At 37.0% G+C, this 23365-nt stretch carries 18 protein-coding genes; 6 read left to right on the forward strand and 12 right to left on the reverse strand.

Translation table 11 applies throughout. The annotated features are described in order from the left end of the window. Nucleotides 1–369 precede the first annotated feature (369 nt). The 5 genes from OB_RS14450 to OB_RS14470 all read left to right on the forward strand — a co-directional run bounded on the left by OB_RS14450 (nt 370) and on the right by OB_RS14470 (nt 7299). Nucleotides 370–1797, forward strand: coding sequence for a sodium:solute symporter family protein (locus tag OB_RS14450; protein ID WP_011067225.1), 1428 nt, complete (start codon nt 370–372; stop codon nt 1795–1797). Beyond that, nucleotides 1781–2911 (forward strand): M24 family metallopeptidase, encoded by a 1131-nt coding sequence (locus tag OB_RS14455; protein ID WP_011067226.1) that lies wholly within the window; start codon nt 1781–1783, stop codon nt 2909–2911. The genes OB_RS14450 and OB_RS14455 overlap by 17 nt, the downstream gene beginning before the upstream one ends. A 437-nt stretch (nt 2912–3348) precedes the next feature. Then, nucleotides 3349–4491: a CdaR family transcriptional regulator gene (locus OB_RS14460; protein WP_011067227.1), complete on the forward strand. Its 1143-nt coding sequence runs from the start codon at nt 3349–3351 to the stop codon at nt 4489–4491. 72 nt (nt 4492–4563) lie between these two features. Next, nucleotides 4564–5964: a glycolate oxidase subunit GlcD gene (gene glcD, locus OB_RS14465; RefSeq protein ID WP_011067228.1), complete on the forward strand. Its 1401-nt coding sequence runs from the start codon at nt 4564–4566 to the stop codon at nt 5962–5964. Nucleotides 5965–5967: 3 nt separating this feature from the next. Next, nucleotides 5968–7299: a (Fe-S)-binding protein gene (locus OB_RS14470; protein ID WP_011067229.1), complete on the forward strand. Its 1332-nt coding sequence runs from the start codon at nt 5968–5970 to the stop codon at nt 7297–7299. A gap of 418 nt (nt 7300–7717) precedes the next feature. On the opposite strand, the gene OB_RS14475 is transcribed toward OB_RS14470, so the two are convergent. After that, complete coding sequence (locus OB_RS14475; RefSeq protein ID WP_011067230.1) at nt 7718–8569, reverse strand: glycerophosphodiester phosphodiesterase; 852 nt, start codon at nt 8567–8569, stop codon at nt 7718–7720. A gap of 317 nt (nt 8570–8886) precedes the next feature. Continuing rightward, entirely contained in the window at nt 8887–10500 is a 1614-nt protein-coding gene (locus OB_RS14480) for a BCCT family transporter (protein WP_173338141.1), read from the reverse strand. A gap of 516 nt (nt 10501–11016) precedes the next feature. Here OB_RS14480 and OB_RS14485 point away from each other — a divergent pair. Further along, nucleotides 11017–12051, forward strand: a complete 1035-nt coding sequence (locus tag OB_RS14485; protein ID WP_011067232.1) for a PRK06851 family protein — start codon at nt 11017–11019, stop codon at nt 12049–12051. A gap of 152 nt (nt 12052–12203) precedes the next feature. On the opposite strand, the gene gudD is transcribed toward OB_RS14485, so the two are convergent. The 10 genes from gudD to OB_RS14535 form a co-directional block, all read right to left on the reverse strand. Next, nucleotides 12204–13568 (reverse strand): glucarate dehydratase, encoded by a 1365-nt coding sequence (gene gudD / locus OB_RS14490; RefSeq protein WP_011067233.1) that lies wholly within the window; start codon nt 13566–13568, stop codon nt 12204–12206. Between the two features lie 108 nt (nt 13569–13676). Continuing rightward, nucleotides 13677–14675, reverse strand: coding sequence for a tripartite tricarboxylate transporter substrate binding protein (locus OB_RS14495; RefSeq protein WP_011067234.1), 999 nt, complete (start codon nt 14673–14675; stop codon nt 13677–13679). Nucleotides 14676–14706: 31 nt separating this feature from the next. Further along, nucleotides 14707–16227 (reverse strand): tripartite tricarboxylate transporter permease, encoded by a 1521-nt coding sequence (locus OB_RS14500; RefSeq protein WP_011067235.1) that lies wholly within the window; start codon nt 16225–16227, stop codon nt 14707–14709. 11 nt (nt 16228–16238) lie between these two features. Next, on the reverse strand, nt 16239–16736 hold the full coding sequence (locus OB_RS14505; protein WP_011067236.1) for a tripartite tricarboxylate transporter TctB family protein: 498 nt from the start codon (nt 16734–16736) through the stop codon (nt 16239–16241). A 224-nt stretch (nt 16737–16960) separates the two neighbouring features. Further along, nucleotides 16961–18421, reverse strand: coding sequence for an alpha-ketoglutaric semialdehyde dehydrogenase GucD (gene gucD / locus OB_RS14510; protein ID WP_011067237.1), 1461 nt, complete (start codon nt 18419–18421; stop codon nt 16961–16963). A gap of 28 nt (nt 18422–18449) precedes the next feature. Beyond that, nucleotides 18450–19376 carry a 5-dehydro-4-deoxyglucarate dehydratase gene (gene kdgD / locus OB_RS14515; protein WP_011067238.1) on the reverse strand — a complete coding sequence of 309 codons (927 nt, stop codon included), beginning with the start codon at nt 19374–19376 and terminating at the stop codon, nt 18450–18452. Between the two features lie 12 nt (nt 19377–19388). Then, complete coding sequence (locus OB_RS14520; protein ID WP_011067239.1) at nt 19389–20093, reverse strand: FadR/GntR family transcriptional regulator; 705 nt, start codon at nt 20091–20093, stop codon at nt 19389–19391. 171 nt (nt 20094–20264) lie between these two features. Then, complete coding sequence (locus OB_RS14525; protein ID WP_011067240.1) at nt 20265–21440, reverse strand: galactarate dehydratase; 1176 nt, start codon at nt 21438–21440, stop codon at nt 20265–20267. Between the two features lie 24 nt (nt 21441–21464). Beyond that, entirely contained in the window at nt 21465–22424 is a 960-nt protein-coding gene (locus OB_RS14530) for a hydroxyacid dehydrogenase (RefSeq protein WP_011067241.1), read from the reverse strand. A gap of 6 nt (nt 22425–22430) precedes the next feature. Next, a complete protein-coding gene (locus OB_RS14535; protein WP_011067242.1) occupies nt 22431–23345 on the reverse strand; it encodes a dihydrodipicolinate synthase family protein in 915 nt (304 codons plus the stop codon). Nucleotides 23346–23365 lie beyond the last annotated feature (20 nt).

Raw genomic sequence — 23365 nt, forward strand, 5'->3', positions numbered from 1 at the left:
ATCAGATATTATATTAGTGATTAGAATGGCTCTATTGTTCTGTTTAGATTTCTTATGTTGAATTTTGCGGGCCGGGGGAGCGGAGGGGCGGATCGGAGAGAAACATTTCTATTGACTACTTTTCCGGAATTTTCATGGTTTTTTGGGTAATAGAGCCTGTCTATTGACCACTTTTTCAGCTATCTCGCTTTTTTGGATTTTAGGAAGTGCCACATCATGTGATAGTCAAAAGAAGATTATACTGAAAATTGACAATTAATTTAACGAATATTAACATTTAAACTAACAATTTTCACTTTTGTATGGGAAAGGAGGATTTTAGTAAAAGTTAGCTATACCTTTAAATAGAATGAAGGAGGCATAGGAATCTTGGGATTAGAATACAATAATAGTTTTCTTTGGTTCGTAATAGGATATGGGTTAATCATCTTAATGATGGGTGCATTTTATTCAAAAAAAGTAACCTCAAGTGAGGATTTTATACTCGCTGGTAAATCTCTTGGACCAATTGTATTAATGGGAACATTGTTAGCAACATGGGTTGGCAGTGGAACTGTAACAGGCGGACCTAATTCTATCGCATATTCCAATGGTTTATGGCCAGCAATTGGTTATGTTATCCCCAGTTTAATTGGTATTACGATTCTGTTATTAATATCAGCTAAAATTCGAAACTATGGAAAATATACTGTGTCAGAAATACTCGAGATTAAATATGGTTCTTTTGCTAGAATCCTATCTTTAATTATCATTGTGCTTGCCTTTGTTGGTATAGTTTCTTATCAATATCAGGGACTTGGCTTTATACTACACGTGTCCACCGGTATCTCTGTTGAAACAGGCACTATTATAGGAGCAGTATTAATTATCTTCTTGGCAACAATAGGGGGATTAATGTCTGTCGCTCCAACTGATACGTTAAGTGCATTAATTATTTTTTTGGGCTTAATTATTGGAGTACCTGTTATTTTAGGGGATATTGGAGGGTTCGACCATCTAGTGAGTAGTGTCGAGACTGAAAGGTTAAATCTATTTGGAAATTTAAACTTACTACAAGTAATGGGTTTCTATATTCCTGTTTTATTCCTACTCTTAGGTGACCAAAATATGTATCAAAGAATTTCAGCATCCAGTAGTGATAAAACAACTAAACTAGGTATCTCTGGTTGGATTATAGGAATGTTAATCTCTACTCCTTTAGTTGCTGTATTAGCATTTTCTGCTAGGTACTACTTTCCTGATCTAGATCCTGGAATGGCATTGATATCAACTTCGTTGGTCTTACCAACTGCTATTGGTGGCTTACTAATTGCGGCAGTCACTTCTTTTATTGTCACTACAGGAAATTCTTATTTATTATCTTCAGCAACAAATATAACTTATGATATTTATGGTAAATACATTAATCCAAAAGCTACAGATAAGCAGAAATTAGTTTTTACTAGAGTATTGATCCCAGTGCTAGGATTAATTGCATATCTACTAACCACTTATTTTCCAACTGTCCTCACCGTTCAAATGTATGCTTATACAGTCTACGGTGCCGGGATTACACCTGCTTTACTAGGCGTATTCCTTTGGAAACGTGTAACAAAACAAGCAGGTATTTCTTCGATGTTAGCTGGTGTTGTGTCCACGTTAATTTGGGAGTTTTTCGATACACCATTTAATATCAATAGTTCCTTGATTTCTATTCCTATCGCGATATTAGTATTAGTTATTGTAACTTTACTTACTTCAAAAAAACAAGAATTATTCGACTATAGAAAGGATGATTTAATTGCAAACCAAAAATAGAGTTGATAACTTAAGAGCAATTATGGAGGAAAGTAATATTGATTTGTCCATCATTATGAACGTTGAAAATCAATATTATCTAAACGGTTTAAAGGCTATTACTTACTCACGTCCAATCGTCCTTGCGATTGATTCAAAAAATCTCAGTTTAATTATCCCTTCATTGGAAGAAAATCACGCAAAAGAAAAGACAGACGCAAATGAACTCTATATTTACCATGAAACAAACCTTTATGGAGGTGACAAAAAATCTTATTTGGATTACTTGGAAACGGTCATTTCTCAATATCCGAATGGAACGAGAGTCGGAGTGGAATTTTCATCCTTATCGTTGAAAATGGCAAATATACTAAAAGAAGCTGGTTTTGAACTGATTAATTTAGATCACAAAATAGCAGAGATGCGGTTTATTAAGAACGATGAAGAAATTGAAATGGTGCAGGAGGCAGGAAAATTAGTAAGTTTAGCCTTAAAAAAATCATTGGAAAATGCTCAACCAGGTATAACCGAGATGGAGCTGGATCGTCATGGCACACAACTGTTATTTGAAGAAATGGATAACTATCCAGATGCTACTCTTGATTATTTTGCCATGTCGCCCTCTGGTTTAGAGAGAAGCATTATGCCGCATGTTTTTTCTAATACTAGAAAACTATTAACTAATGACATTGTTGTTCATAGTAGACAAGTTGCCTTAAATGGTTATCGCGCGGAATGTGAAAGAACATTTTTTGTAGGAAAACCAACAGACAAACAATTAGATGCATTTAAAGCGGCATATGAAGCACAGTTAGTGGCAATGGAAAAAATAGCCGTTGGAGTTACCGCGAAAGAAGTAGATGAAGTGGCAAGGAATATCTTTCAACAATACAATTTAGAAAAATATTGTATTCATCGAACTGGTCATGGTATCGGTATTGGTCTCCATGAAGAACCTTCCCTTCGTTTTGATAATGATCTCGTCTTACAAGAAGGAATGATCTTTACTATTGAACCAGGAATATATATTCCTGGAGTTGGTGGATTCAGGCACTCCGATACGGTAGTCCTAACCAATGAGGGAACAAAACTAGTAACAGAATACCCGAGAGAAATTGAGCATTTAATATTTTAATAGATAGAGTGTAAAGCAACATGGAAAAGATGAAGAGGTTGAGACAAAAGTTATATTCAAATGATAGATTTTTAAATCTCCGCTTATCCACTAGCGGCTAATGGGCCTCCGATTGTTTATGCATCGGAGGCTTGCCTATGCCTTCCCCCACAAGACAAGGAAAACCTCGACAGTATTACAGCGCTCGCAGAACATCTATTTTTGATTTTGATGGAATTTGTGTATATTTATGCTTAATCTAGCTATCATCCGTCTTTATGCTCCAACCTCTTCGTCTATCTTTCTCGCTGCAAAATTACTTGATTTTTATAAATTTAAACTCTTAAATGCAATCATCTCCATCCACTGCAACCAACTTCCACTTATACCTGGAAAGTACGTTATAATAGCTGTAATTCATTCGTTGCCATCCAAGGTTGAAAAAGGAGACAAGCACTATGAACATCTACCATCTAGCAGACAAAATTATCAACGTAATCAAAGGATTGATAGATGAGCAAATCATCATATGTGATACAAATGGAATTATTATTGCGAGTACAAACCCAAATCGTATAGGTGATTATCATGAGGGATCTACAATTGTTATCAAAAATAAACAACAACTCATGATTACTGAATCTTTAACGATAGACTTGCAAGGAGTTAAAACGGGCATTAACCTCCCCCTCTTTTTTAATAAATCCGTCATTGGTGTTATTGGCATTACTGGAGAAATCGAAAAAGTAAAGCCGTTTGGGGAAATTGTTAGGAAGATGACCGAGCTGCTGATTCATGAAAATAATTATTATGAACAAATGGAGTTTGAGCATCGTGCTGTGGAGAATGTCATGTTTGATTTACTTCAAAGCAGAAAAATAACTCGTCCTTTATTGGATAGAGCAGAAACACTAGGTATGTCATTAGAGGGGTCCAAACAGGTAATTATTCTAGTAATAAACGAGATAGATTCGACCCTCCAAAAGCAAATTTGGCATTACTTAAAAGATCTTATTCCAGAAAAAGATATCCTAACTCGTTGGGGAAATAATCGTTTGTTTTGGATGCATACACTTTCATCAATAAAAGACCAAATAAAGCCTGACTTTTTAAATACATTGCAAAAAGCTTGTGAAAATCACTTTTCGATTGATTTGAATATAGGGGTAGGAGATACGGCATCCGCTAGTGACTTATATCGTTCCTATGAAGAAGCACTCATTGCAATTAATTATTTTCCTGATGATACTCGTATATCCTTTCATACAGATTTACAGTTGGAGCTCTGTCTGCAAGATATATCTGATGATACCAAAAAAGAATACATTCAGAGAACAATCGGTACGTTAATCGAACATAATCAATTATTACAAACCTTGCATGTATTTATAGAAAATGAATCGTCATTACAAAAAACAGCAGAAGCATTATTCATTCACATCAATACTCTGCATTATCGGTTGTCCAAAATTCATCAATTTACCGGACTCGATCCAAAACGGTTTAAAGATTTAACGAATCTATATTTAGCTATTACATTTTTAGATGAACATACAATTGATTTTAAAAATCCATCATCTTTTTCGTATAAAAACACATAGAATTTTCTATGTGTTTTTATTTATACTATATAAATTGTATAAATAATTAAAGCCCGCAGGAGGTTACTAATTATGTTAGATAAATCAATTATTGAGCGTTTTAAAAACATTGTCGGAGAAAAAAATGTAGAAACTTCTAGTATGTCTCTTCATTCTTATAGCTATGATGCTACTCCAGGATTTCGAAAAACACCAGATATCGTTATCGCACCTCATAACACAGAAGAAATTGCTGAAATCGTAAAAATTTGTAATGACCACAAGATTCCACTGACTCCTCGAGGTTCAGGTACGAATCTAAGTGCTGGAACCACGCCGCTCAAAGGTGGGGTTGTCTTACTTTTTAAACTTCTGAATAACATTCTAGAAATTGATGATCAAAACCTGACTGTTACTGTACAACCAGGGGTAGTTACGAAATCATTAATTGAAAAAGTAGAAGCAAAAGGCTTACTCTATCCACCTGACCCGAGTTCTATGAATATCTCTACGATCGGTGGAAATATTAATGAAAATTCTGGTGGGTTGCGTGGACTTAAATACGGTGTAACGAGAGATTACGTTCTTGGTTTAACGATTGTTTTGCCAAATGGCGACATTATTAAAACAGGCGGAAAGCTAGCCAAAGATGTAGCTGGATATGATTTAACTCGATTATTTGTCGGCTCAGAAGGTACGCTTGGAATTATTACCGAAGCTATTCTGAAATTAGTACCGATGCCAGAATATAAAAAAACAATGCTTGCTACCTATGAAGACATTGACGACGCAGCAAAAACGGTATCCGCAATCATCGAAAATCGAATCATCCCAGCAACCTTAGAATTTTTAGATCAACCGACCGTGGAAGTCGTGGAAGAATATAATCAAATTGGTTTACCAACAGATGCAAAAGCTATTTTATTAATCGAGCAAGATGGTCCAGAATCAGTCGTAAATAAAGATATAGATAAAATCGCAGAAATATGTAAGGAATTACATGCAGTAACTGTAAGTGTTGCTAAAAACGAACAGGAAGCAACAGCGCTCACGACTGCACGTAGGTCAGCACTGTCTACGATTGCTCGCTTGCGACCAACCACCTTTTTAGAAGATGCCACCGTACCAAGATCACAAGTTGCTCCAATGGTAAAAGAGATTAATAGAATCGCTGAAAAATATAATGTAAAAATATGTACATTTGGTCACGCCGGTGATGGGAATCTTCACCCTACCGTTCCAACTGATGTCCGAGATAAAGAAGAATATCATCGTGTTGAACAAGCTTTTGCTGAGATATTTGAAAAAGCAGTAGAACTCGGTGGAACAATAACTGGCGAACATGGTGTCGGTGCAATGAAAGCACCTTTTTTAAAACTTAAATTAGGAGAAGAAGGAGTTCGTGCTTTAAAGAACATCAAACAAAGCTTTGACCCTAACAATATTATGAACCCTGGAAAAATGTTTTTTGAAGACGATGAGAAAGGAGAGTAAAACGTGGATACTTTAGTAAAAGAAAGGATTCAAGAAGACTTTCAGAATCGGATGGACAGAGATGAATTGGAAAATTGTATGCGCTGTGGATTTTGTCTGCCTGTTTGTCCGACCTATATTCAATCAGGTTATGACGAAACGCAATCTCCCAGGGGACGGATTGCATTAATGAAAGGCATTGTTGATGGCGAAATCGAACCAGATGAAGATATTGAACAAACATTAAATGAATGCCTTGGATGTAGAGCCTGTGAACCTGCCTGTCCTGCTGGAGTGAACTATGGACAGCTGCTAGAGGAAGCAAGAGATATTTTCAATCAGAATAAGCAACATTCCCTTCCAGAAAGAGTGATTAGAAAGACTGTCTTTGAGGGATTATTTCCACATCCAAATAGAATGGAAAACATGACCTCTCTTCTCACCTTCTATCAGCGCTCTGGACTGCAAAAGGTTGCTAGAAATATTGGTTTCATGAAGCTATTTCCAGATACATTGGCGACTATGGAAAAAGTATTACCGACCACACCAACACGGAAAGAAATGCGTTCTCAATCTTCCTACTATGTACATAAAAGCCAACCAAAAGCGACCGTTGCATTTTTCAAAGGCTGTTTGATGGATACCATGTTTCGTGAAGTGAATAAAGCAACCATTGAACTCTTGCAAAAAGTCGGCTGTGACATCGCCGTCCCTGACACTCAAAATTGTTGCGGTGCCTTGCACGGTCACTCTGGAGAAAAAGAAAAAGCGAAAGAACTAGCCAAAAAAAACATTGCTGCCTTTGAACAAATCGGTGCAGATTATATCATTACAAACGCTGGTGGCTGTGGTGCATTTCTCCATGATTATGGTCATCTGCTGCACGATGATCCAGAGTGGTCAGAGAGAGCATCACACTTTTCCTCAAAAATTAAAGATATTACGGCAATTCTTATCGACCTAGATTTCCATATGATGCCACTACAAATGCCGGAACAGGTTGTTACTTACCAAGATTCGTGCCATTTACGTAATGTTCAAAAGACATTTGAAGAGCCTCGACTATTACTGGAGTCGATCGATGGCTTCCATTACGAAGAGATGAACGATGCAGCAAGATGTTGCGGCTCAGCGGGAATATATAACATCGTCCATTCCGAACTATCCATGAAACATTTGGATTACAAAATGAAGCAAGTGAAAGACACTGCTGCAACAACCATTGTAACCACCAACCCTGGTTGCCTCCTGCAAATGAAATTAGGCATCGAACGAGAAGGCTTGTCTAATAAAGTGCGTGCTGTACACATTGTGGAACTGTTAATCGAGGCCGTCGATCGTAGAACAAGTATGTAAATGACTATGTAGACTAAAACCCAAACTACTTGATTATATCTACCAGTTTGGGTTTTAGAGCCAGTCTATTGACCAATTTTCCGGATTTCTCTTGCTTTTTTGGGTTTTAGAACCGCTCTATTGACCAATTTTTCTGATTTCTCTTGTTTTTTTGGGTTTTAGAACCGCTCTATTGACTACTTTTTCTGGTTTCTCTTGCTCTTTTGGGTAATAGAACCGCTCTATTGACCAATTTTTCTGGTTTTTCTTGCTTTTTTGGGTAATAGAACCGCTCTATTACCCACTTTCTCCGGTTTCTCAAGCTTTTTTCGTCAATAGAACCGTTCTCTTCAGTCTATACTGATTATCCCCAAAATTTAAGAGGAACTAGCAACATGCTAGCTCCTCTTAAATGAATTATCCCTACTACTTTATTCTCTTAATTCTTCCCCGGGTGTCTATGTACATATTCAGGGAAATCTGTAATGATCCCATCTACTTTTAAGTCAAGTAAACGATCTGCCTGTTCTTGTGTTCTTACTGTATAAGGCCACATTTTCATATCTTTACCATGTACACGATCAATTAAATCTTCGTTGGCGATATTCATATTCGGGTTAAAGTAATCGGCATATGTTGCAAACTCCTCCAGTTCTTCACCCGTTACGTCTGCCCATGACATTCCTGCCAACACACCGTGTGGAATTCTAGGAAGGAGTTCTTTTGATAATTGTACGGATTCATGGTTGAACGACTGAACAATAATTTTTCCGTTTCTAGGTTTATCCATATTACGTTCTTTTAATGCTTCGGCAACTTTTTGCTCCATACCTGGATATAGTTCAGGGGACTTTAATTCTATTAAAATACCAATCTTTCCACGGTACTTATCAAGAATTTCTTCAAATGTAGGAATTTGCTCTCCTGCAAATTCTTCTCCAAACCAACTTCCAGCATCCAGTTGTTGGATCTCTTCTAATGTGTAATCACTAACACTTCCAGTACCATCTGTCGTTCTGTTTACTGTCGTATCATGGATAGCGATTAACTTACCATCAGCGGTCATTTGTACATCAATTTCAATAAAATCCGACTTCATTTGAAATGCTTTATCAAATGCTGCAATCGTATTTTCTGGAGCATGACCAGATGCGCCTCTGTGTGCAACATTTACCACTTTTTTATGATGTGGATTCCCTTTTGTTTCTGCATTAGATGCAAAAGCTGGTGAAGTAAACACCGACAAAAATATTAATGCTACTAATAATGTAAAAATAAGTTTACTAGACATTCAATCGCTCCCTTTTCCTTTATTTAATTTTCATTATATTGAATAACTATTAAGGGAACGTGAATTGCATGATAAATAATTGTAAGGATTTTCCATAATTAAGCGTAATGAACTAAACGATTTGACCTACATAAACAAATGAGATAAACGTAAAAAATATCAATAGTACTTCCAGCAATTGCAATTTAATGACAAAACACTTGATTAGATAGAACTTGAAAGCTAAACCTATATTAATGTAGAACTACAGCGCATAATCACTTTTTCAAAAAAACGGTCCAGGTTGAAGCATTCTCCTACCTGGACCGTTTTTCATATTATAGATCTCTATCTTCCGTAGCGTCAGGAAGTGTTTCCTTAAATCCTTCCCGCATCTTTTTGAGTTCTTTTTGTTGTTTTTCTCTAAACTGAGGATCATGTTGACGTTGTCTTTTCTCTATTGTTATTATGCCATGCTCACTTCTCAATGCCTTGATTAGTGAGACACACATGAGGACCATTAAGATTGCAAATGGGAATGCCGATATCAGCATCGCCATTTGGAGAGCTGTAAGCCCACCAGACCACAATAGAACAGCAGCAATAGAAGCAAGTATTATACCCCAAACAGCTTTGATTCCTATGCCTGGGTTTAATTTTCCTCCTGTTGTCAGCATACTTAATACGAATGTACCGGAATCCGCAGAAGTAATAAAGAACGAAGCAATTAAGAGTACTGCGACACCGATCACTACAGCTGCCATAGGCTGTGACTCAAGGAATGCAAATAATGCTACTTCATTTCCTAACTCATTCATTAATTGATGGATAATACCGCCTTGAGCTGCATCCATTTCTAACCCTGCAACTCCGAAAATCGAGAACCATAAGGCACTAAATACTACAGGAACAGCAGTTACCCCAATAACAAATTCACGAATGGTTCTTCCTCTAGAAACCCTCGCGATAAAGGTTCCTACAAATGGAGACCATCCAATCCACCATGCCCAGTAAAAGAGTGTCCATGCATTAAGAAACTCTCTTTCTCCGGTAAATGCATTCATGTTTAACGTCATTGATGGTAAATTTTGAATATAGTTACCAATAGTTGTTGTAAAGGACTCAATCATTTGTACTGAGGATCCTAAAACAAACACAAATAACATTAATGCGATAGCAAGAACAACATTTGCCCAGCTCAGATATCGTATACCTTTATTTATTCCAGTGGTAGCAGAAAGAATGAATAGTACAGTGACAATCAATATCACGATTAAATTGGTTGTCAACGTATTTTCGATTCCATCAAAGGTAAAGCTCAAACCAGCTGTAATTTGTGTTGCGCCAAGTCCGAGAGATGTTGCAATACCGAATACAGTAGCAAAAACAGCTAGTGTATCGATGGCAATTCCCAATGGACCTTTAACACGGTCGCCAAAAAGTGGTGCGAAAGTGGAACTAATCAAAGCAGGTGCGCGATGGCGGAATTTAAAGTAAGCTAATGCCAATGCCAGCACAGCGTATGTAGCCCATGGATGAAGTCCCCAATGGAATAAAGTGTACTGCATTGATTCTTCTGCAGCTGCAATTGTTTCAGGTTCCGCAGAAGGAGGTGAATAATAATGTGTTACTGGTTCCGTCACCCCGTAGAATACGAGTCCAACACCCATACCGGCAGTGAATAAAAACGCAAACCATGTAAAATAACTATAATCTGGTTTGTCGTCAGGCTTTCCTAGCTTGATTTTTCCATAAGGACCAAAAATCAAAAACAAGGCAACCAAAACAAATGCTGTAGTAACTAGCAAGTAAAACCAGCCAAATGTATTCGAAATATAGGTATCAACTATGCCTAAAACATGTTCAACATTTGCAGGGAAAAAAGCTCCCCATATAATAAATACCATTACTAATGCCATAGATAACCAAAAAACAGGTGTAATTGATTTGATAATATGACCTCCTTATCTTTCTTTGTCAAAACTCTTGTAGTATAACATAAACAGATAACATGTAAAATACTTGTGTTTAATAAACCACTCACTTAAATGTCTTCTGCAACTTTCTAAGAGCTTTATCTGAAAAAAAGTTGTTTGATAATGCCTCCTATCCCTATCTTTATTCTCACGATTTTGCTCAACACTACTTCCATTTCCCTATTTCCTTAACATTAAACATGTCAATATATGGCAAAATATAACTAATTTTGTCTATACAATCAAAGACATATGGTACGTTCAGTTTGTCCCAGTTGCGAAAATATAACCATTAATTTTTGTAAATGAACATACCTTAAATTGGAAAATCCAGAGTTAATTATAGGTACAATATCTAATAGAGATAAACGAAGGGATTAATCCATTATATTCACCCAATTTATCCATCGGTCATAAAGTATACAAACGGAGAATTACATCAATGAGGATTGCATAAAAACTTATAAGTTTAATTCAAAAAGGAGTGTCTCTTTGAAAAGCTATTACTATGTAACTGCTAATACAGCGAAAGGATTTCTAAACTTGTTACCTTCTAATATAGAACGCTTACAACAAGTCATTAGTCTAAAACATCCTTCCGAAAAGGTAAAAGCAGAAACCCTACAAAAATTAATCACTAAATTTGAAACGAATGATAAAGTAGAAGTGTTAAAAAGTGCCTTAGGAGAAGGTTACTTGGACGGTATTATTATTCGTAATACAGGGACCGCCATTTTAAATGAATCCATCATACCGGATAAATTGAACAACGTAGTACAACTTGATATAAGTCAATTCACAAAAAATAATCTGGAAAAATCGAAAGAGCAAACAGAAAAAATCAATCACCATAGAGAAAATGCATACCAATATTTAGAGACAGGTTTGCGTATACATGATGATCTAGAAGAAATCTATATTAACGAAATGAATTTTGAACGAGCGGATGAAATTACCGATTCATTTATTCACGAGATATTACAAGGACAACCAAAGAAAAATCGAGAAGGATATGCATTTCATCGTCTATTTGGTACCACGACCGTGGATGGACCAGTCAATGTAATCCCCCATATTACGGAAAATCTTTCTCGCGTTTTTTATGTAAAAGGGCGGGCTGGAACAGGAAAGTCTACATTTATGCAAAAAGTAGCAAATGCATGTATAGAATCTGGGTATGACACGGAAATTTACCATTGTAGTTTTGACCCCAACAGTCTTGATATGGTATTAGTTCCTGAATTAAAGTTTTGTCTATTCGACAGCACTGATCCCCATGAATTCTTCCCTGCCAGGGAAGGAGAAGACATCATTGATTTATATGAAGAAGCTGTCACTCCTGGAACAGATGAAAAATATGCTGATGAAATTAACAAAGTAAATGACCACTATAAATCCTATATGAAAAAAGGTGTCGTAGAGTTAAAAAAGGCCGGAGCATACTTGGAGGAATGGGAAGAGCAGTATTCATTAACGGAACAAGAACAAAATGAAATACTCCAATTCATTGAACAACAAATACAATAACAGCGCTATTTAACAAGCATCTTTCTCGATTTAAAAGTGTCACTAAACAAACGCTTATTGTTTTAGTGACACTTTTTATTTTTTAAATTTTGTTGGTAAACCCAGACTTCCTAAACCACAAAAAAAACGAAGAAGAATTCACTTCCTCGTTTTTATCGAACGAATGCTGGTTTTTTACTATCAAACTTCCATCCCTTAATTAAATATTGCATAGCTTTCGCATCATCTCTTACACCCAAATTATTATTAACATATAATTGGTGAGCTTTTTCTACCTTTTCCATATCAAGTTCTATTCCTAATCCTGGTGTTTTAGGTACTTTTACTTTGCCATCTTTAATTTGGAATGGATTTTTGGTTAGACCTTGGCCATCTTGCCATATCCAATGTGTATCAATTGCTGTGATATTACCGGGTGCTGCTGCAGCTACATGTGTAAACATGGCAAGTGAGATATCAAAATGATTATTGGAATGTGAACCCCAAGTTAAGCCCCACTCATGGCATAATTGTGCGACACGCACAGATCCTTGCATCGTCCAGAAATGTGGATCTGCTAAAGGAATATCTACGGCATTTAGTTGAATAGCATGCCCCATTTGTCGCCAATCGGTCGCAATCATATTGGTTGCAGTCGCCAGTCCAGTAGCTTTACGAAACTCTGCCATCACTTCCCGTGCAGAATAGCTTCCCTCTGAACCGCATGGGTCCTCAGCATATGCCAAAATATCGTGTTTATCTTTGCAGAGGCGAATGGCATCTTCAAGCAGCCAACCTCCGTTTGGATCAAGTGTGATTCTGGCGTTAGGAAACTTTTCTTTTAATGCAATAATAGCTTCCATTTCTTCTTCGCCTCGAAGCACACCTCCTTTAAGTTTAAAATCCTTAAAACCATATCTTTTATGTGCAGCTTCTGCTAATCGCACGATCGACTCCGGAGTTAATGCCTCTTCATGACGTAATCGGAACCATTCATCCTGGGCATTTTCATCACTTTCATAAGGTAAATCTGTTTGATTACGGTCACCGACATAGAATAGATAACCTAACATTTCTACTTCTTCGCGCTGTCTACCTTCCCCTAACAATGAAGCAACAGGAACCTCTAGGAACTTTCCAAGTAAATCAAGCAGGGAACTTTCCAGTGCAGTAACTGCATGAATAGTCGTTCGTAAATCAAATGTTTGATTACCTCTTCCACCTTGGTCGCGATTTCCGAACTTTATTCTTATTTCATTTAATATGTCTTTATATTCTCCTATTTTTCTTTGTAGAACTAGACTTTTCGTATCCTCTAAAGTTTGTCTTATCGGTTCTCCACCTGGCACCTCACCTACGCCAATATTTCCGGCACTATCTTTGAGAATTACAATATTTCTTGTAAAAAAAGCACTATGTGCACCGCTTAAATTAAGTAGCATGCTATCTTTTCCAGCTACAGGTATAACACGCATCTCTTGAATGATTGGAGTGTGTACTGTTATATTTTTGTTTTCATCAATCGTTTGCTGCCCCATACGCCTACCTCCTCCATTTATTTATCTATTTTATATATCCTTGTAAATACATCTCTCCGACTAAAAAACAAGAGGACCGTCTGCGAACATGACAGTCCCGCTAAATAATTAATTGTTACTATTTTCATGTAGAGCTTTATATTCTTCTGTCAATGATTCAAAATGCGCTTGTAAATCCTTTGGTGACATATAATCAGAATTTACAAGATGTGGATCTAGTTCAGCTTTAAAATCAGGATTATTCGATACATTTTCCAATGCACTTGAAAATTTTTCTACAACCTCTTCAGGTGTGTCTTTAGGGAATGCCCAGAAGAAGAATTTATCAAATGAAATATCAACGCCTTCTTCTTTAAATGTAGGAACATCTGGAGCACCTTCTAATCGCTCATCTGCCATAATACCTAATGCTTTAAAGTCCCCTGATTTAATGTATTCCTGTACTAATCCTAACTGTGTAGGAACTATATCAATTTGTTTCCCGAGCAACGCTTTTACCTTTTCCGCTGCTCCCCCAACATCTACAATATTAAACTGTGTACCAGTAGCCTCTTGGAAAGCAAGTAATTGCAGATGTGTAAAGGCACCTGTTTCTGTTGCGATGGAGATCTCACCAGGATTCTCCTTAGCTGCTTCGATAAGTGACTCTAAATCTGTGTATTCTGACTCAGCATGTACAATGAACGCATTACCTAAATCTTGAATAGAAGCACCCGCTAATTGATAATCCTCATAACTAAAATCAGCTAATTCTAACAAGCTATTAATTATCAAAGAGTTATGAAAAGCTAAAACCGTATATCCATCTGAATTTGCATCCAGCACTTGTTTTGTTCCTACCGTACCACCTGCCCCATTAACATTGGAGACAACCACGTCGGTTCCTAATTCTTCACTTAAATATTCAGCTGTAATGCGTGTGTTTCTATCTGTATCTCCACCTGCTCCGGCTGGCACTACCACCTGAATTGGCTTATTTGGGTAGTCTCCAGAACTACTGTCTGCTCCAGCTTCACCATTTTCATTATTGGAATTACAGGCCGCCATTACCAAAATAACAAGTAACAAAAATCCCATCATTATCAATTTTCTGATATTATTCTTCATAAAAAATTCTCCTCCTCATTCTTTTTACAATTTAACTCGCCAGACTGTTTGAATCTTCTTCCTCTTTTTTCGATTTGTACGTTTTGAAAGCACTAAAGACAACAGACAATACTGCAATAATTAGAAATGTTGCAGCTATCGGTGAAGTTAAGAATGGTATAAAGTCACCTCCGGTTAGTTGTAATCCCCTTCTAAGATTGACCTCCAAAATAGGTCCTAAAATAAAACCTAAGATAAGAGGAGTGAGTGGAAATTTTGCTTTTATCATGATGTAGCCAATAATTCCGAAGAATAAAAGCGCATAAGCATCAAATAGACGATTATTTACACCAAAAGCTCCTACTACACAAAGTGCAATGATAACAGGATACAGATAATGCCTTGGTATACTCAATAATCGAACAAACCCTCTCATACCTGCATATAAGAAAATCAACATAAAAATATTTGCTATAATTAATGCTGCAAAAATCCCATATACAATCGGGCCATTTTGTTCAAAAAGTAGTGGTCCTGGTTGCAATCCATGTATCACAAGTCCGCCAAGTAACATCGCAGTAACTGTATCGCCCGGGATTCCAAGTGAAATTAATGGAACAAGCGCACCACCAACCGCAGCATTATTTGCAGTTTCTGAAGCAACCACACCATCATCTATACCTTTCCCATATTCATCTGGGTTTTTAGATTGTCTTTTGGCGGTAACATAGGCGATGATATTTGCAGTTCCTCCACCGATGCCTGGTAAAATACCGATCCCTACACCAATAAATGCAGAACGTATGAAATTCCAGGCTTGTTTTATAAAGGTAATTGGAGAAAATCCTAACCCTTTAATCTTGTAATTTTGAATCTTATCTTGATTTATTTTATTTTTCTTTCGTTCCTCAATCACTTTAAGCATTTCTGAAATGGCAAAAAGTCCAATTAATACCGGAAGTAAATTAAATCCTGCATCCAGCGCGTCTAATCCGAAAGTATATCTCGGAAAAGAATCAATTGGTGCCGCTCCGACAAAAGCAAATGTAAGACCTAGTAAAGCACTAATTAGCCCTTTTACTAGGGATCCTTCTGACAAACTAGAAATTAGAGTTAAAGCAAAAATTGTTATCGCAAAGTATTCAAATGGCCCAAAGTTAAGTGCAAATTTTGCTAATGGCGGCGATACTAAAACTAGAATAATGATACTCAATAAACCACCAAGAAACGAAAACATGATAGAAAGCCCAAATGCTCTACCAGCTAACCCTTTTTGTGCCATCGGATAACCATCAAAAGTTGTGGATATAGAAGAAGGTGTTCCTGGAAGTTTCAACAAAATGGCAGGGATCATTCCCCCAGAAACCCCTCCTATGTATAACCCCATTAATAACGCCATGCCATTACTTGGTCCCATCCCAAATGAAATTGGTAAACAAATAGCAACTGCCATAGTTGCGGTTAATCCAGGAATAGAACCGAAGATAAGTCCTAAGATAACTCCAGCCATGATAATTACTATTGATTCAATCGAAAACATAAGTGAAAAGCCTTCTACGATTGTTTGAAACATACAAGCACCTCCTATCCCAAAATTCCTGCTGGCAGCATAAGAAAGAATACATTCTTAAATACCCAATAAACAGATACAGACACAACAATAGATACAATAGCAAACTTTATAGGACTTCTCTTTTCAGGAGTTGAGATTAAATAAATTTGAATAAATAGATACCCGGCAGTTGAAAGTAGAAATCCTAAAAACGGAATAAGGATCAGATAAACCGCTATTAATACTAGTGAGATAAGAACTAGTGTATAATCGAGTTTCTCCTTCACTTTCTTTTGTTCACCTGTCATTTCTTCTTTTAATTTCTTCTCTTTTCTCCATTTAGTTAAAGCGCTTACAAAGAAAATGCCACTAAGAATAAACAATGCTATAGCAACCACTTGAGGTAAAAAATCTGACCCAATCTTCGACGCAGATATTTGCTTAAATGACAATGTGGAAGTATATAATACGATGGATAGTACGATTAAGAATAAAGCAGAGTACAGGTCCACTAGCTTATTTTCATGCAATTGTATCTCATCCCTTCAATGATTCTTAAGATAACGGAGCTTAGATGTGCAATAGGTAATTCGAAGTGTGCTGAGAATAGTCGGTAAGCTTCCGGATCCACTCGCATCAGAAGCTCACCAAAACATCCTCCCACTGTACTTATATTACGTACACTTCACCCAATTATCAGTCAACTTTCGTCATCCTGAGTCAACCACTTTCTTACATCAGAGCTCCCTAATGACTACTTAATAAATACTGTCTTAATCGAAGTGAAAAATTCTATCGCTGCTTTACCTTGTTCTCTTGAGTGAGAACTAGAGCTTTTCATTCCGCCGAATGGTGCTTGTAATTCTACACCCGCTGTTTCTGCATTCACTCTGACTAAGCCTACCTCAATGTCATCGATAAATGTTAACATTTTTCTAATATTTTCCGTGAAAACAGCAGCACTTAAACCATATTCTGTATCATTAGCTAATTTCATCGCTTCTTCAAATGTTTCTACTTTAATGAGAGCAAGCACTGGGCCGAAGATTTCTTCTTGAGCTATTGTCATATCATTCGTAACATCTTCAAACACAGTTGGTTCAACAAAGTTACCATCCTTGTGCTCAGCATCTGTTAGACGATGCCCACCAGTTAATAAAGTAGCCCCTTCTTCTTTTCCTTTTTTAATATAGTGAAGTACTGTTTCCAGTTGTGATTCGCTTACACTTGGCCCCATCCAATTTCCATCTTCTAAACCATTACCAACCGTTAAAGCTTGTATTTGCGTTAGTAATTTTTCTTTAAAGGCATCATATACCGAACGTTGAACGATTACACGACTTGTTGCCGTACACTTTTGACCAGTGGAACTTAAACCACCACTGATAGTAGCCTTAACAGCTAAATCTAGATCGGCATCGTCTGCCACAATAACTGGGTTCTTTCCACCCATTTCAAGCTGATATTTTGCTCCTCTAGCTAAAGCAGTCTGTCCAATATGTTTTCCAGTTTGGTCTGAGCCAGTAAAGGTAACTCCGTTTACATCCGGATGCTCTGCAATTCTATTTCCAACAATCGATCCTGAACCAGTCACCATATTGACAACTCCATCAGGAAGCTCTGCATCAGCAAAACATTCCATGACTTTAGCTGCCGTAGCTGCTGCCTCTGTTGCTGGCTTGATTACCACTGTATTTCCATAAATGAGAGCAGGAGCCATTTTCCAAATTGGAATAGCAACTGGGAAATTCCATGGTGTAATTACTCCAACTACACCTAAAGGAGTTCGTGTCGTATACATAATCCCACTACTATCTGTAGAAGGAATGACATCCCCGACTTCTCTTAATCCTTCTCCTGCATAGTAACGAAGGATAGCTACGCCTCTAGCCGTTTCACCTTTAGCTTCCGGTAATGTTTTTCCCATTTCTCTGGTTAAGGTTTCTGCTACATCGTCCAGACGACTTTCTAAAATATTAGCAACCTTATAAAGATAGTTTCCTCTTTCATTTCCAGATAGTTTCCTCCAACTTTCTTTTGCTGACTTTGCAGATGCAATAGCCTCATTTACATCATCGATAGTCGACCGTTGAATAACTCCTACAACATCATTTTTATCTGCAGGATTTAGAACTTCCTTCGTTTCTCCACCTTCAGAAGACTTCCATCTCCCATTTATGAAATTCAAGTATGACTGTTTATCTGTTTTTAACATATCCATCTTCCTTTCTATATTGAATTTATTAAAGGCTTTTCGTTAGATTAGAAGGGTATTTAATTAATGCTTTCTTTAGGATTTCCTCCAGTTGTTCATAATGCTCTTTCTTTACAGGTGTTACAGGTGGACGCACATTATTACTGTTTATAGGTAAACCAACAATTTCCATGCCTGCCTTAATCAAAGAAATCGCATATCCTTTCCCTTGTCTGCGAATTCGGTTAATAGGGAGAATGACTTCTTGGTAAATTTCATTAACCGTTGTTTCATCCCCTTCCAGTAATGCATCGTAAAATTTTCTTGAAATATGAGGGATATAGTTGGAAATAGCGGATGAATAAGAATCAAATCCTAATGGAATATAAGCTGGCATTGTCACTTCCGCCATTGGCATTCCGTTTAACCAACCGATTTTGTTACCGATACTTTGTGTGAATTCAATAATATGTTCCATACTTCCATGTCCATCTTTAAAACCTACTATTTGTGGTATTTCTACTAATTTTTCTATAGTGTCTAGATTCATGACGACATTATCTCTTTGGTAGACAATAGCATTTAAATCCGTAGATGTAGCAATGGAATGTACATATTGATAAATACCTTCTTGCTCTCCATTAATAAGGTAAGCTGGCATAATTAAATATCCATCTACACCATGTTTTTCAGAGAGTTTAGCTTTGTGTACTGCATCACTGAGATTACCTCCGACACCAGTGTATACAGGCACCTGTCCTTTCACTGTCGATGTAGCAATTTCGATAATAGACTCATATTCCCCATTTTCCAGTGAATGGTATTCTCCAGCACCACATGCTACAAAAATTGCCTCTAATCCTGAGTCAAGTAAGTACTTGATATTCTGAGATAATGCTAATTCATCTATATTCCCTTGGTTATCAAACGGCGTCACAGGGAATCCTAGTATTCCAGTTGGCGCTTTTCTATTCATAAAAATCCTCCTCTAATTTTCTTCATTATTTGTTTTTCCTAATTTCACACGCTTTCGTACATGATCCAGATGGATATACATGGCACGATGCGCTTCGAATGGATCTCTATCTTTCAGTGCGTCAAAGATTGCTTGGTGCTGTTGAATCGTAATATCTATATTTCGATGTTCTTTGGAAATGGTGTAATACATTTTGTAGAAAAAATCCATTAATGGCTCAATAATTCCAGAAGTTACATTGTTCATTACAGAGGACGTAATGATAGTATGAAATTCTTTATCCATCTCATCATAATTGCCAATATTATTACTCATGTTATAGATGGTTGTCTCCAGTCGCTGTAACTCTTCCTCTGTTATTTTTTCCGCCGCGAGTGTTACAAATCCAAGTTCCTGCGTCATTCGCGTTTCGATAATCGTTTCTATATCATCGGATGATAACGCTAACATAAGACGGAATGGTCGTGTACCAATTTTATCTGAAATATATGTGCCTTCTCTCGATTTCCTTTTGAGTATTCCTAAGGTTTCCAGAGCACTTAACGCCTCTCTAAGAACTGCCCTACTCACATAAAGCATTTCCATCAATTCATATTCAGATGGTAACTTGTCACCTGGTTTAATTTTTCCATCAATCAAAAGTTTGATAATCTCATCCATCACCAAGCTTGAAAGCGTATTCTTTTTTATTGACTTTAATTTAATATCTCTACTCACTAACCTGTCTCCTATCCTAAATTCTTACGGATAGTATATAATATTGTTTATTTTCAGTCAAATATATTTTTTATTTGTCCGACAAATAAAAAATAAAATATCCCATGGAACAAACTGCTACTATTCTACGTAGCAATTATTCCATCGCTTGATTTCCTTCTCTATACAGTTTTAAGATTTTGTATCAGCTGTACGGTCTTGAAGTTGATGCACTGTCACATTATCCCAACTCAAATCAGGTACTTGATATTTTGCTAATAATGATTCATCAAGTTCAATACCAAGTCCCTTTACACTCCGGTCTGGAGCATACAGATACCCATCTTTATAGGTAACTCTATTTTTGACCACATCCCCCACATAAAGCTCTGGACCAGTAGGATCAGAAGTGTGGTTTATATTTGTTAAAGAGCATCCTAGATGAGCCATGGCTGCCGTCCCAACAGATAATTCTTGGGTCGTTCCCAGAACCACATCTTTACTTGCTACTTCCGCTGCATAGGCTGCTTTTTTAGCAGATGTGAGCCCGCCAATAAATACCGGGGAGATATTAAAGATGTCGATCGCATCTTTTTTTATCATTTCTTGTTGCTGTTTAAAACTCCACACATGTTCACTGATTGGATAGTCTGTCTTTAGTCTTAGTTGATACAAACCATCAAAGTCATTCCTCGGTGCTGGACTTTCTATCATTTCTAATCCCAAATCATATTTGGTTAGACGCTTGATTGCCCGGTGAGCATCTTTCCAGTTTAGTAGATGACTAAAATCATAGGATTTGATACGTACCCTAGAGCCAAATTCTTCTTTCACCCTAGATAAAAACTCCTCATCCGCATCAAGGTTTTTCCCTACGTATAATCGAAAAACATCAAAACCCTGTTCCAATTTTTGACGGACCACATCAAGATTGCTTTCTACTTCCTCCGAGAATCGATGTCTAAAAATCGGATAGCAGACTTTTATTTTTTCTTTGACTCTACCTCCTAGAAAATCCGATACAGAAATATCTAAATACTTTGCGCATAAATCATGTAATGCATTATCTATCCCGTTTCTTATAAAACTTCCTTTTTCATAATAGTACATCGTTTCTGGGAAATTATCGGTTAATTCCTTATTAATTTTCATCAAATCAAATGGATTCTGACCTAATAGAATGGACAAAAGTCCTTGTTTTAAATCATGAAGATCCACCGAATAAAGGGGTAAGTGGGAGAAATCAGACATTTCACCGATCCCTGTTAAACCTTCGTCAGTATGAATTTTAACAATAACATGTTTATTCACAAATCCTGTATGACGAGGAATACCGACTGCATGTAATTCCAAATCCGTAATTTTCATCATTTGTCACCTCTCCTATTAAAATTATGTTGTCACCGGATGAATTAAGTGTTCTGGAGCATTGCCATTTTTTACTGATATGATTTCATTTGCAGCATCTATTGCCATTTTTTTAAATGCTTCATACGTCTGCGCTCCTAAGTGCGGAGTAACAATCACATTCTCTAATTTAAATAAAGGATTCTCTTGCTTTGGCGGCTCCTCTTCAAAAACATCCACGCATGCTCCTCTGATTTCTCCGTTCATTAGTGCCTCCACCAGCGCTTTTTCATCTACGACACCACCACGAGCTGCATTAATTAATATCGCATCTTTTTTCATAATCTGGAATGAATCTTTATGGATAAGGTGATGCGTAGCGCGAACATATGGTACATGTAAAGTAACTACATCGGATATTCGCAATAAATCTTCCAATGATTCTGTTAATTCTACGTATGGCTCTACACTTTCCGCAGTCACATAAGGATCGAAGACTACGATATTCATTCCTAATCCTAACCTACATTTTTCCGCAATTAACCGGCCGATATTTCCGAAGCCAATAATCCCAACCGTTTTTCCATTTAACTCATATCCAAATAGCTGATTGCGGATATCAAAATTCCCAGCACGTACTGCCTCATCAATTGGCAATAAATGTCGCGTACTAGCTAGCATGAATGTTAACACAAGTTCTGCCACTGCATTTATATTTGCTGACGGTGTATTCGTAACTTTGATACCGTATTTTGTAGCAGCCTTTACATCAATATTATCCACACCAATCCCATGCCTTGCAATAATTTTTAAACGATTGGCATTTTCTAATACCTTTTCGGAATATATTTCCGTTCTAGCAATAATAGCATCAACATCGCTTACATACTCAACAAGTGTAGCTTCATCATGGCTAGGTGGAACAACAATACTAGCACCGTTTTCCTCTAGTAATCTAATTCCTTCTTGTGCAATCTTTTGCGGGACTAATACTCGAAATACCATTCGCTGTCACCTCACCTCTTGCGTATTCCAGCTTTTTAATAGCTCCTCTAACTCTAGTCTATCATTTGGTGATAAAGGATTTACCGGTTCCCTAGTAACTCCAGCTCTTAAACCTAATTGTTCCATGGCCTCTTTAATTATTACAACGTTATTGCCATTATTATGTTTGGCTCTTAGATCTTCAAATGGAACAACATCTTCCCAAACGTCCCATATCTTTTCTTGATTGCCTTCTTCTAATGCTTCCAGTAACGCAAAGGATTTCTGTGGAAAAACATTGACCAATCCTGAAGTAAAACCTACTGCCCCAGCATGATAGAAAAATGGTGCCCATTTCTCCGCTGTCCCACAAATAAATGCAACATTACTAGATTTCGGTACAGCACGAATTACTTGGGTTACACGTTGAATATCGTTAATTGCATATTTGATTCCAACCAATTTATCTAAAGGTGCTAATTCTTTAATCACATCATCACTCAAGTGAGCATCTTTAAAGTAAATGATCGATGGAGCATCTAATGCCTCAATAATATTTCTATAGTATTCTACCGCCCCAGCATCGGTAATATAGGGATGAACTGGTTGATGAATCATCACACAATCTGCTCCCGAATCGATTGCAGATTTCCCTAATTCTATAGCGGTATCTACAGAATAACCAATACCCGCCACAACCGTTGCTCGACCGTTTACTAATTCTGTTACTCTAGTTGCTACCTGCTTTGCCTCCTCTATGGTCAGTGCATAAAATTCACCAGTATTTCCATTTGGAACAATAACCTCTATTCCATTTTGGAGAAGGAACTCGACATTATCATCCAACCCTTTCCAGTCAATTTCTCTCGTACCTTCTAAAAAAGGAACAATATTAATCCCCGAAATCGTTGAAAATCGTTTACTAAATTCCCCGTAATCCATGTTCGCTTCTCTCCTTTATC

This window comes from Oceanobacillus iheyensis HTE831 (assembly GCF_000011245.1).
GTDB classification, from domain to species: Bacteria; Bacillota; Bacilli; order Bacillales; family Amphibacillaceae; genus Oceanobacillus; species Oceanobacillus iheyensis.

What these genes read in the sequence shown, in the direction of transcription:
- OB_RS14460 (WP_011067227.1), top strand. Translation starts at nt 3,349, where the DNA reads ATGAACATCTACCATCTAGCAGACAAAATTATCAACGTAATCAAAGGA.
- glcD (WP_011067228.1), top strand. Translation starts at nt 4,564, where the DNA reads ATGTTAGATAAATCAATTATTGAGCGTTTTAAAAACATTGTCGGAGAA.
- OB_RS14475 (WP_011067230.1), bottom strand. Translation starts at nt 8,569, where the DNA reads ATGTCTAGTAAACTTATTTTTACATTATTAGTAGCATTAATATTTTTG.
- gudD (WP_011067233.1), bottom strand. Translation starts at nt 13,568, where the DNA reads ATGGGGCAGCAAACGATTGATGAAAACAAAAATATAACAGTACACACT.
- OB_RS14495 (WP_011067234.1), bottom strand. Translation starts at nt 14,675, where the DNA reads ATGAAGAATAATATCAGAAAATTGATAATGATGGGATTTTTGTTACTT.
- OB_RS14500 (WP_011067235.1), bottom strand. Translation starts at nt 16,227, where the DNA reads ATGTTTCAAACAATCGTAGAAGGCTTTTCACTTATGTTTTCGATTGAA.
- gucD (WP_011067237.1), bottom strand. Translation starts at nt 18,421, where the DNA reads ATGTTAAAAACAGATAAACAGTCATACTTGAATTTCATAAATGGGAGA.
- kdgD (WP_011067238.1), bottom strand. Translation starts at nt 19,376, where the DNA reads ATGAATAGAAAAGCGCCAACTGGAATACTAGGATTCCCTGTGACGCCG.
- OB_RS14525 (WP_011067240.1), bottom strand. Translation starts at nt 21,440, where the DNA reads ATGAAAATTACGGATTTGGAATTACATGCAGTCGGTATTCCTCGTCAT.
- OB_RS14530 (WP_011067241.1), bottom strand. Translation starts at nt 22,424, where the DNA reads ATGGTATTTCGAGTATTAGTCCCGCAAAAGATTGCACAAGAAGGAATT.
- OB_RS14535 (WP_011067242.1), bottom strand. Translation starts at nt 23,345, where the DNA reads ATGGATTACGGGGAATTTAGTAAACGATTTTCAACGATTTCGGGGATT.